General features: G+C 61.6%; 7 protein-coding genes. 4 read left to right on the top strand and 3 right to left on the bottom strand.

Going from position 1 to position 10769, the window contains the following annotated elements; genetic code table 11:
* Window positions 1–1333: DUF2786 domain-containing protein (locus SIL87_RS02225; RefSeq protein ID WP_319612643.1), on the bottom strand; the 1333-nt coding region annotated here is incomplete at its 3' end.
* Between the two features lie 402 nt (window positions 1334–1735).
* Here SIL87_RS02225 and recQ point away from each other — a divergent pair.
* The 3 genes from recQ to SIL87_RS02210 all read left to right on the top strand — a co-directional run bounded on the left by recQ (window position 1736) and on the right by SIL87_RS02210 (window position 7457).
* Window positions 1736–3622 (top strand): DNA helicase RecQ, encoded by a 1887-nt coding sequence (recQ, locus tag SIL87_RS02220; RefSeq protein WP_319612642.1) that lies wholly within the window; start codon window positions 1736–1738, stop codon window positions 3620–3622.
* Window positions 3623–3871: 249 nt separating this feature from the next.
* Complete coding sequence (locus tag SIL87_RS02215; RefSeq protein WP_211477180.1) at window positions 3872–4516, top strand: recombinase family protein; 645 nt, start codon at window positions 3872–3874, stop codon at window positions 4514–4516.
* Entirely contained in the window at window positions 4467–7457 is a 2991-nt protein-coding gene (locus SIL87_RS02210) for a Tn3 family transposase (RefSeq protein ID WP_319612641.1), read from the top strand. Before SIL87_RS02215 ends, SIL87_RS02210 begins: the two co-directional genes overlap by 50 nt.
* 88 nt (window positions 7458–7545) lie before the next feature.
* Here SIL87_RS02210 and SIL87_RS02205 read toward each other — a convergent pair whose 3' ends face one another.
* On the bottom strand, window positions 7546–8949 hold the full coding sequence (locus tag SIL87_RS02205) for an ISKra4 family transposase (protein WP_319612560.1): 1404 nt from the start codon (window positions 8947–8949) through the stop codon (window positions 7546–7548).
* A gap of 159 nt (window positions 8950–9108) precedes the next feature.
* On the opposite strand from SIL87_RS02205, the gene SIL87_RS02200 reads away from it, so the two are divergent.
* Window positions 9109–9915 (top strand): tyrosine-type recombinase/integrase, encoded by an 807-nt coding sequence (locus tag SIL87_RS02200; RefSeq protein WP_319612561.1) that lies wholly within the window; start codon window positions 9109–9111, stop codon window positions 9913–9915.
* Here the strand turns inward: SIL87_RS02200 and SIL87_RS02195 are convergent.
* Window positions 9896–10609 carry an IS1096 element passenger TnpR family protein gene (locus tag SIL87_RS02195; RefSeq protein WP_319612562.1) on the bottom strand — a complete coding sequence of 238 codons (714 nt, stop codon included), beginning with the start codon at window positions 10607–10609 and terminating at the stop codon, window positions 9896–9898. The genes SIL87_RS02200 and SIL87_RS02195 overlap by 20 nt on opposite strands.
* Window positions 10610–10769 lie beyond the last annotated feature (160 nt).

The following is a 10769-nucleotide window of genomic DNA, read 5'->3' as shown; positions in this document are numbered from 1 at the left end:
GACCGATCTGAAACGAGTTTGTCGCGGATCTGCGATCGCCTTTCATCTCCTCGTAGAGATCGCTCCGGCGGAACATTGCCGTCTCGGTATCGAAGGCGCGCTCGACCATCTCGTAGAGATATTGCGCGGCCGTGACGTCGCCGCGAAGGCCGAAGAAGATGTAACGCAGCGGCGCGCCCTGGGCGCGCTCAGCCCAGACCCGGCAGTCGAAGAACGCCGCGATGGCCGGGATGCACTCGTCAATCGGTGCCATCCGGCGCCGATTGGTCTGGATGCCGATCCCTTCGCAGGGCTGCGCCTGTAGCTCGAGTTCGCTCAGGGACAGTCCGTACCGATCGAGCAATTCCGCGACTTTCTCCGCAGCCGCCATGGCCTCCTGCTCGGTACATCCCTGAGCCACGGTTTTTGCGCGCAGAGCCTGGATGCGCTGAACCAGTCGATCAAGAGGCAGGTCGCCATTGGTTTGCTGATTTCTATTCCGGGGACGGAGCCGGTCGAACAATGGGCGGACACGGGGCGGCCAGCCACGCGTGGCAATCGCTTCGTCGAGGGTGCAAGCAATGATATCCAGCGTCAGCCCGACGGATCCGCCGCGCTCCCGCAACGAAACGGTTTCCAGTTGCAGGGCGGCAATGCGTTCGAACGCCTCCGCCATGAGATCATCCCGGGCGTCGCGCGCGGTGAGCGCCGCGTCCAATGCATCGAGGATCCGGGTCTGGTCTGTCATTTGCCGCGCGCGCAATATCAGTTCGTGGGTTGGCGGTTTGCCCCCCAATGCGGCCCAGTCATGGGCAAGGTCGCGCAAAGCCTCATCGATCTCCTCGTAGAGATCGGGCTCATTGGCGTCGCCGGACGGTCGGTTAAGTCCGGGAATGTCCACCGTCCCATGGCGAACGACATGGGTATAGACCGCCTCAGCCCAGCGGGCGTTGGCAAAACTGCCTTTGCCCCCCGCTGCCGCATGGCTCTGGGCGACGGCCAGAGCGGTCGAATCGAGGGGGGTGATTGCGCCGATCAGGTAACCGCACCGATCACCGGTCATGGCGACGCGGGCAAAGAGGTGGATGTCCGGCGGAACTGGCGGCAACTCCGCACACTCGATCGAAATGATCTCCCCAGCCAGACGATCACGGACCGTAACGCGGCCCTCCGCATCGGTCTGATGAACGTGGAGCAACCGGAAGCGTGCCTTGCCAAGGGCTGCAAGCGCCGCCGCATCGTTGGACGATACCTTGCCGAGGCTGCGGGACAGGCGGTCGAACGCGGTCGAGCCGCTGGCCGCCGGTTGCGAGACGAGGAGGTCGGCCGACAGCAACATCGCATCGGCCATCATCGCCATCATCCGGTCATCCGTGATGGTCGAGTGAGACAGCTCTCGTGGCACCCATTTTCGCATGAGGGCATCGGCACGATCCGGCGCCACGAAATCGAGTGCTGCCGTGAACAACTCATGGAGACGCGCGTGGATCGCTAGTGACGAAAACATGGTCTGTGTCGTGGCGGGCATCATTTACTCCCCGATGAGGCGGTCAACGTAGCAAGCCTCGCATCGAGTCGCCTATGGGTGCAGCCAAGTCGATGTACCGAGCCCGCGGCGACCGCCCCGTCCCTAAACGTACCGGGTGTTCGGACGGCCCAGCATTCCGGGCGAGACTGAACCACGGGATTTCGCGCCGCCTTACCCTGGTGCGGTCCCCTGATGGCTGGACGGTCTCGATCGGGGTAGCATGATTTCATGGCGTCCCTCGAACCGACCCGGCATGCACAGCCCATCCAGACCACGGCGTCCGACCAGCCGCGCCGGATCCTGAACACGGTCTTTGGCTTACCGGGGTTCCGGGGGGATCAGCAGGAGATCATCGAGCATGTCGTGGCGGGTGGCGATGCGATCGTGCTGATGCCGACCGGGGGCGGCAAATCCCTGTGCTACCAGATCCCGGCGCTTTGTCGGTCCGGGGTCGCGATCGTGGTCTCGCCGCTGATCGCCCTGATGCGCAATCAGGTCGATATTCTGCGCCAGCTCGATGTCCGGGTCGCAACGCTGAACTCTTCGTTGTCGGGCAGCGAGCGCTTCAAGGCGAAAGCCGCGTTGCGGGACGGTCGGCTCGACCTTCTCTATGTCGCGCCGGAGCGGCTGATGATGCCGGATTTCCTGGAGATGCTCGATGGCGCGGAGGTCGCGTTGCTGGCGATCGATGAGGCTCATTGCGTCAGTCAGTGGGGGCACGATTTCCGGCCGGAATATCTTCAGCTCGGTGAACTCGCGGCGCGGTTTCCCGGGGTACCGCGGATCGCCCTGACCGCGACGGCGGATCGCCAGACCCGCGAGGATATCCGCCGTCGCCTCAAACTCGATACGGCCCGGCTGTTTCTGTCGAGCTTTGATCGACCGAATATCCGCTACGCCATATTGCCCAAGACCGAGCCCCGGCGGCAACTGATGAGCTTCCTGAAAACCCGTCAGGGTGAGAGTGGCATCGTCTACTGCCTCAGTCGCAAATCCGTCGATGAGACCGCAGCGGGATTGCAGGCGAGCGGGATCCGGGCGTTGCCCTATCATGCCGGGCTCGATAGCGCGATCCGATCGCACCACCAGGATGCCTTCCTCAAGGAAGACGGGCTGGTTCTGGTGGCGACGATCGCGTTCGGTATGGGGATCGACAAGCCGGATGTGCGGTTTGTCGCGCATCTCGATCTGCCGGGTAGTCTGGAGGCGTATTATCAGGAGACCGGCCGGGCGGGGCGCGACGGGTTACCTGCCGAGACGCTTCTGCTCTACGGCATGCAGGATCTGGTGCTGCGACGATCGATGATCGACCAGAGCCAGTCCCCGATCGAGGTCAAGCGGATCGAGCGGGCGAAGCTGGAGGCGTTGCTCGGGGTTTGCGAGACGGCGTCATGTCGCCGTCAGGCGATCCTGGCGCATTTCGGGGAGCGGATGGCCGAACCCTGCGGCAATTGCGACACCTGTCTGGCACCGGTCGAGACCTGGGACGGCACCGTGGCGGCACAGAAGGCGATGTCGGCGGTGTTTCGAACCAATCAGCGTTTCGGGGTGGGGCATCTGATCGACATTCTGCTCGGTGCGAATACCGAGAAGATGCGCCGGTTCGGGCATAGCCGGCTGCCGACCTTCGGCGTGGGCAAGGAGTTCGGCAAGCCGGTCTGGAGTTCGGTCTTTCGCCAGTTGATCGTCCAGGGAGCGGTCGAGATCGACCATGATCATTTCGGGGCGATCAAGCTGACCGCGTTGGGCCGCGATATCCTGCACGGCAAGGCGGCGATTTCGTTCCGGCGCGACCGGGCGACCCGAACGGCAACGGCCGCTGTTGCGAAGAAGAGCGAGCGGATCGAGCTGGGCAAACGCGACGCCCAGCTGTTCGCGATGTTGAAGGCCGAACGCACCTATCTCGCGAAAAGCCAGAACGTGCCGCCCTACGTGATTTTTCAGGATGACACGCTCGCCGCGATCGCCGTTGCGCATCCGCATAGTCTGGCCGAGCTGGAAGGGATACCCGGGATCGGCAGGACGAAGATCGACCGGTACGGAATGGCGATCCTCGATGTCATCGCGGCATTCGAACGCCCCGATGATGCCGATGCGAGTACCGGCCCGAAGTAACGAAACGCCCCAAATTGTAGCATAAGCGGACAAACCGAGAACGCTGGAGGGGCAAAATCGAGGGATTCTGCCGGTTTGATCGGAGATCCCGGTGCTGAAGTCAGAATTTCGGCTGTACGGAAAACACATGTTTTCCGTCAGGGGTACGGGCGGTGTCAGAAAACTCGATTTTATCCCCCGAATTATGTACGAGAAACCATGTCGGAATGGTATGGTGTACGGAAACCAATGTTGGGGGGTTTTCCGTACATGCTGATCGGCTACATGCGCGTCTCCACAGATAATGACCGGCAGGTGCTGGATCTACAGCGCGATGCGTTACTTTGCGCCGGCGTCGATGAACGGCACCTATTCGCGGACCATGCCAGTGGCAGCCGGCGGGATCGCTCCGGCCTTGCGTCGGCACTGGCCTATCTTCAACCTGGCGATTGTCTTGTGGTCTGGAAGCTCGACCGACTGGGCCGTTCGTTGCCCCATTTGCTGGAAACCGTGAACGGGCTCCGGGCGCGGGGGATCGCCTTCCGGTCTCTGACCGAACAGATGGATACCACCACACCGCAGGGCGAGTTCCTTTTCCACGTCTTTGGCGCCCTGGCGCAGTTCGAGCGTTCCCTCACTCAAGAGCGGGTGAACGCCGGTCTGGCTGCCGCCCGCCGACGCGGGCGGCAAGGTGGCAGACCTTTCGGAATCGATCCGGAGAAATTGGCCACCGTGATCACCGCGCTCGATGCTGGTGCCACGAAAGCGTCGGTTTGCCGGACTTTTGGCATCCCGCGCAGCACGCTGGTCGACTCCTTGGCCCGGATCGGCTGGTCTCCCGGCGCGAACGCTCAGGGAGAAAAAAGTGGGATATCGCCGAATACTGACCGAGGACCAGATCGTACTGCTGTTTGATCCGCCGACCGATCAGCGGGGTCTGATCCGCCATTATACCCTGTCGGCTGCGGACTTGGCGCTGATTCGACGCGGCCGTGGTGATCATCATCGCCTCGGCTACGCGCTGATGCTTTGCTATCTGCGCCATCCTGGCCGAGTGCTGCGAGCGGGTGAGATACCCGATCCATCTCTGGTTTCATTTGTTGCCGATCAGATCGACGTCTTGCCAGATTCACTCGTATCCTACCTGGCATCCGAACAAAATCGACGTCGTCATTCCGCGTCTTTGCTGAACCGCCTCGGGCTCCGGACATTTGGCCCCAAGGCCGCAAATGAACTGTCAGCCTGGCTGCTTCCCCATGCGATCGAGAACGAGCGTCTGCTTGATCTTGCCGCTCTGGCTATGGAGGAATGCCGGCAACGCGGCATCATTGTACCGGCGCCAGCGAGACTTGAGCGAATTTGCATCGAGGTACGACACAAAGCGCGGCGTGAAACTGAGCGTCGGCTGACCGACGGATTATCCACCAACCAACGACGCGGTTTGGATGCCCTGACAGCGCGGCGCCTGGAAACCAGTCAGAGCTGGCTGGCCTGGCTGCGCCAGATGCCGGAATCCGCAAAGCCTGGTTCGATGCTCGGATTGATCGAACGGTTGGCGCATGTGCGGGCGATCGGTCTCGCTCCGGCGCGGGGCCATCTCGTTAACCAAGCCCGTCTTGCACAGCTTGCCCGCGAGGCGGGACGCATGACGGTTCAGCATATCGCCGATTACGAACGCCGGCGACGCCACGCCACACTCACCGCCATCATCCTCGATCTGGCGGCTAACCTGACAGATCATGCCATTGATCTGTTCGAACGGTTGATTGGTGCGATGTTCCGGAAAGCCGAAGGCAAGCACGCTCGTGATTTCCAGGCTGATGGACGAGCGATCAACGAAAAGGTCCGGCTCTTTGCCAGGATCGGAACGGCCTTGATCACCGCGCGTGCCGGCAAGGGGGATCCCTTCGCGGCGATCGACAAGGTGATGCCCTGGGAGCGGTTCTGCACGACGGTCGCCGAAGCGGAGGCCCTGGCCCGGCCGGAGGAATTTGATCCATACCAAAAGTTGACCGAGCACTATGCTGGCGTCAGGCGATGGGCACCAGCCTTTCTCGAAGCTTTTACCTTCCAAGGCGTGGCCGCCACGACACCGCTGATGCGCGCCATAGATACGTTGCGCCGGATCAATAAAGCCGGTGCCACAACCCTGCCGAAATCCGCCCCGACCGCCTTCATCCGCCAGCGTTGGGTGCGCCATGTTTTGCCCGGGAACGGCATCAACAGGCGTTATTATGAACTCTGCGTGTTGGCGGAATTGTGCACGCGCCTACGCGCCGGTGATGTCTGGGTCATGGGCAGTCGGCAGTATCGGGCCTTCGAAGATCGTCTGATTTCCACGGAAACCCTGCAAACTATGCAAGGAGATTCCGGCATTCCGCTTGCCGTTGAGACCGATTTCGAACGGTTCATCGCGGAACGTCAGACCCGCCTCAATGAACGACTTGCCGCGGTTGAAGCCCGTGCCAAAGGCGGGTTGCTGCCCGACGTCACGATTGACAAAGGGGTTCTGAAAATCACGCCGATTGAGAAATCGACACCGCCCGAGGCCGAAGCATTCGCGGGCCGCCTGTATGCGATGTTGCCGCGTATACGGATCACCGATCTGTTGTCGGAGGTTGCCGGCTGGACCCGCTTCCCCGAGTGCTTCACCCATTTGCGGACAGGAGAGCTTGTTGATGATCCCAGAGTTCTCATCGCCGGCCTTCTGGCCGACCGGCTCAATCTGGGTCTGACCCGCATGGCCGAAGCGTGCAGTATCGCCAGCCTCGGTCAACTCGCCTGGGCGGCCGATTGGCATATTCGCGATGAGACTTACGCGCTGGCGTTGCGGCGCCTTGTCGATTATCAGAATCGCGAGCCGCTCGCCGCGATATTCGGCTCAGGATTAACCTCGTCCTCGGATGGACAATTCTTCCGGGCCGGTGGGTTCGGCCGCGATGCGAGTCAGTTCAACGCCCATTATGGCCATGAACCTGGCATCAAATTCTATACCCATCTCTCAGGTCGCTACGCGCCGTTCCATACCAAGGTTATCGCCGCGACCGCGAGCGAGGCGATCCATGTCCTCGACGGACTGCTCGATCATCACGGCGAAGTCATGTCACGCCAGCACCGCCACCATACCGATGGCGGAGGCGTATCGGATCACGTCTTCGCCTTGTGCGCCCTGCTCGGATTCCAGTTTGCACCAAGAATTCCCGACCTGAAAGATCGCCGCCTCTACAGCTTCGCCAAGGCCACGACCTACCCGACGCTCGGGCCGATGATCGCCGGCCGCATCAACATCGACCTGATCCGAGCGCACTGGACAGACATTCTGCGGATCGCCACGTCAATCCGCACCGGCACCGTGACCGCGTCGCTCATCATGCGCCAACTCGCCTCATATCCCAGACAAAACGGTGTCGCCGCAGCACTCCGGGAACTTGGCCGGCTCGAGCGCACGCTATTCACCCTCGACTGGCTGGAAGACCCCGAATTACGCCGCGAGAGCAGCCAGGAACTCAACAAGGGCGAATCTCGGAACAGCCTGGCGCGGGCGGTCTTCATCCACAGGCTCGGCGAAATCCGCGACCGGACATTCGAAAATCAGAAGCACCGCGCATCCGGCCTCAATCTGGTCGTCACCGCGATCATCCTCTGGAACACGCGCTATCTTGGCCGCGCCATCGACGCCTTGCGTAAGGTCGAAGATGTTCAAGATGCCCACCTTACTCACCTTTCCCCGATCGGCTGGGAGCACGTGAACCTGACCGGGGACTACATCTGGGGCAGCCAGCAGAAATCAACGGAAAACCCTGTCGGATTGCGCCCACTCAGACCCGTACCCGACACAGTATCGAGGGCCGCATGATGTTCTCCCTTTGTCCGCTTATGCTACAAATCGGGGCGTTTCGTTACTTCGGGCCTCAATGACGGGAGCATAAGGTTCTGTGGGGTATTCACGCCACGGCGGCATGATCAGCGTGGCCTCCATTGTCATTGGCCATGCCAGGATGCCAGCGTTCAAAGGTTGAGCGCAGCGTTCCGTCGAGTGTCCGGGTGCGGGTCTGTAGGAGCAGATGTGCCCCGCGCCGGGTCCACTGCATCTGCTGCTTTTTGGCGAACCGCTTGCTCACCACGGCATTAACTGTCGCCTCAACGAATGCCGAGGATATCCGCTCGCCAGATCGATATCGTTCGCCGTAGTTGATCAGGCTGGCCAGATTTGAGGTGATATAGACCCCGAACTCACGGGCGAGCGTGATGAATTTTCGAAGATTGGGGTAGTCCACGTCGAGATCGGCAAGGTCGGTTTCAAAATCGTTGATCAGCTCGCGGGCGCCGTGCCCGTTTCCGTGCCAGAGCTTCCATTTGATGCGATCGAGTTCGCTGGCCAGCCGGGCCCCGATTGCTTCGTTCCGCTGCCCCACCCCCTTTGCAAACTGGCCAAGCACGGTGATCCGCATGGTGATGTGAAACCAGTCCAGGACATGCTCGGCTATCGGAGTAACCAGTTCGGTCAATGCGCGAACCTCCTCCCCGCCGTCGGTCAAAAAGGTGACGTCCTGGTTCGCCTGTAAGCCCTGGCTCTTGAGCATTTCAAATAGGCGGCGCTTTGGTTTGCAATCGTATCCATGCACCATGCCGACGTAGCGGGGTGCGCGATCCTCGGGAATCGACCGTCCGACGATCAGCTCGAAGTTTGTCTTCTTTTCTTCCCAATTCCGAACGTAGCCGCCATCAAGACCGACCACGATCCTGCCTTCCGGTATCGGCAGCTTGGCCCATTCCGCCGGGCAACCATCGATGAAGCAAGGTCGCTCTTCCCCCAGTTCGGCCTCAGCGCGCGCCGCGACGCGCAAGGTGTGGTCGCGCAACGTCGTCGCGTTTGCGCCTGATGCGATCGGCAGGATGTCAGCCATCAGTCCCGCCGCGGCCGCATAGGGTACGAGCGATGACCAGCGCGTCTCCAGATACAGCCGTTCCGGGGCAATGTGCTCCGGGAAGAACTCGCCCAACGGTGACGTTGTGGCTGGCCCATGATCGCCTTGGCACGGGCAGCGATGCAATCGCAGACCGGCAAGCGGCACGTCGCCATACAGCGTTCGAAATATGAGCGGATAATTGCCTTTACTGCGCTGCCGGGCACCACACGCTTGGCAATTCCGGTGACGCGCCGTCCACGATGCGACCTGAGACCCGACGATCCGGCGCTGGACAGCCGTCATAAGAGTTTTCCCCTCGCTGATCGACAAACCCACGTCTTCCGGTCGTTCTGTCGCTTTTTCAAACACGGCAACTGGTTCGGCCGCACGGGCAACACCCTCATCATCGGTGATCTGGAGCAGGACACTGACACGCATTGTATATCTCCCATTTCGAGCTGGCGGTGCGGACGGGGCGAGTTTTCCACAAGCGCCGGAGTGGAAAGCCGACAGCCTGTGCGACACCCGATTTCGCCACCGGCCTAGCCCCAAAGAACCATCAGTTTGCATTCCGACCGAAAGATAGCAAACTGAATTATGGCTTCCATCACCCGCGCCGCCACTGCCATTGCCACCGTGCTCGTTCGCGAGGGGGTGGACTATGCTCAGAGCAAGGCTGTGTTCCGGGCGGCGAGGCAACGTGCTGGCCTGCGGGCACCGCCCGAGCGGCGCGGGAGTGTGGACAGGCTGACCGTCGAGGAAGAACTTCGCTTTCTCGATCAGGCATACGCACGGGATGGCAGGATCGGGCTGATGCTCCAGACCTTGCTGGAAACCGGTGCGCGAGCCTCCGAACTGGTGCAGCTTCGGGTCGAGGATGTCAGTTTGGTCGAGCGCATGGTCGTAATCCGCCAGGGCAAGGGCGGCAAACGTCGCGAGGTGCCGATCCGGCGTGATCTGGCGCAGTTGCTTCGGCTGCACATCGCCGCGCGCCGCGCCGGACCGCTCTTCGTCAGCCGCCAGCAGGGGTCCGGCCCGATACCCCACGTGTTAACCCGCCAGCGGGTCGGCCAGATTGTGCGGGACGTCGCCAGCGCGGCAGGGATCACCAAGCGGGTGTACCCGCATCTGCTGCGTCACACGGTCGCCACTCGATTGCTTGCGCTGGGCATGGACATCACCGATCTACAGCGCTTCCTCGGTCACGAAAGCATCGCCACAACGCGCTTGTATGCCGAAACCACGGCGGCAACGCTGCAGCGCCGGTTCGACCAACTCACTGACCCGGCAGCTCACGCACTGATCTCCGGCATTCGACAGCAACGTGGCGATGAGGCGGCGCTGCTGGCCGCCGAACTGCTCGCGCAGCGCAGGGCGGCTCGTGTCAGCATTGCTGGTGCATAAGCTCCCGATACTCGGCGCGGCGAAGTCGGGCGTTTACCGCGCGTCGTGAAAATGGCCGGCCTCGGGCACGTTCCCGCGCATGACTGCGATCGACAGCCTGTTCCAGCCGCCACATCGCCTCCTCATCGTTGAGAATTTCCTGACGGCCCTCAAGGACAACGCCCTCGATGATATCGATCATGGTGCCCAGATCCTCCAGGCCATCCATCGACAGGATACCATCCCGATTGACCATGAAGGCATCCGGGCCGCCACAATCCTCCGGTGGGCAGGCACCATCCCCGGCGACACAAGCAGGATATGCTTTGCCGTCCCCAGGGTTGAGCCAGCCCTCAATGCGAACCTCGTGGCGCCAGGGAATGTTCAGATCATATTCATAGGTAAACCGGGCGTTCTTTCGAAGCCGGAGCGCTGCCAGCGTCACGTCGGGCGAGGACGCCGAAAGCTCCACCGAACCGTATTCCGCGGCGCGGAGGCAGAATTGATAAAGATGAATGCCGTCCCAGCCCATCGCAACCTGGATCACCCCATGCAATTCACGAAGAGTGAGCGTCGAGGGCACCAGAACGCGCCGCCAGACCATCGGGCTGATCCCATGCAGCCAAACCTTGATCTGCACGATCGATTCCGGCTCCGATGAGGCGGATGCCGCCGAGCATTCCTTTGGCAGTGTCGATTTCAGCGTTCGCTTCATCCACCCAGATTACCCGATCTCGCTCATACCCCACAGATCCTTATGCTCCCCTCAATGACGAGGAAGCTTTCGCGTAAGGCCGCAGCCTGGTCGGATGTGGTCGTTCGAATGACTGACCGGGCGATGTTCTGGTCGTCAGTTTGGATCGGCGGTTGGGACG

The sequence above is a fragment of the Acidiphilium acidophilum genome, from assembly GCF_033842475.1.
GTDB lineage: Bacteria > Pseudomonadota > Alphaproteobacteria > Acetobacterales > Acetobacteraceae > Acidiphilium > Acidiphilium acidophilum.
Note: the sequence above shows the minus strand (reverse complement) of the source record. Positions and strands in the feature narration are given on the sequence as shown.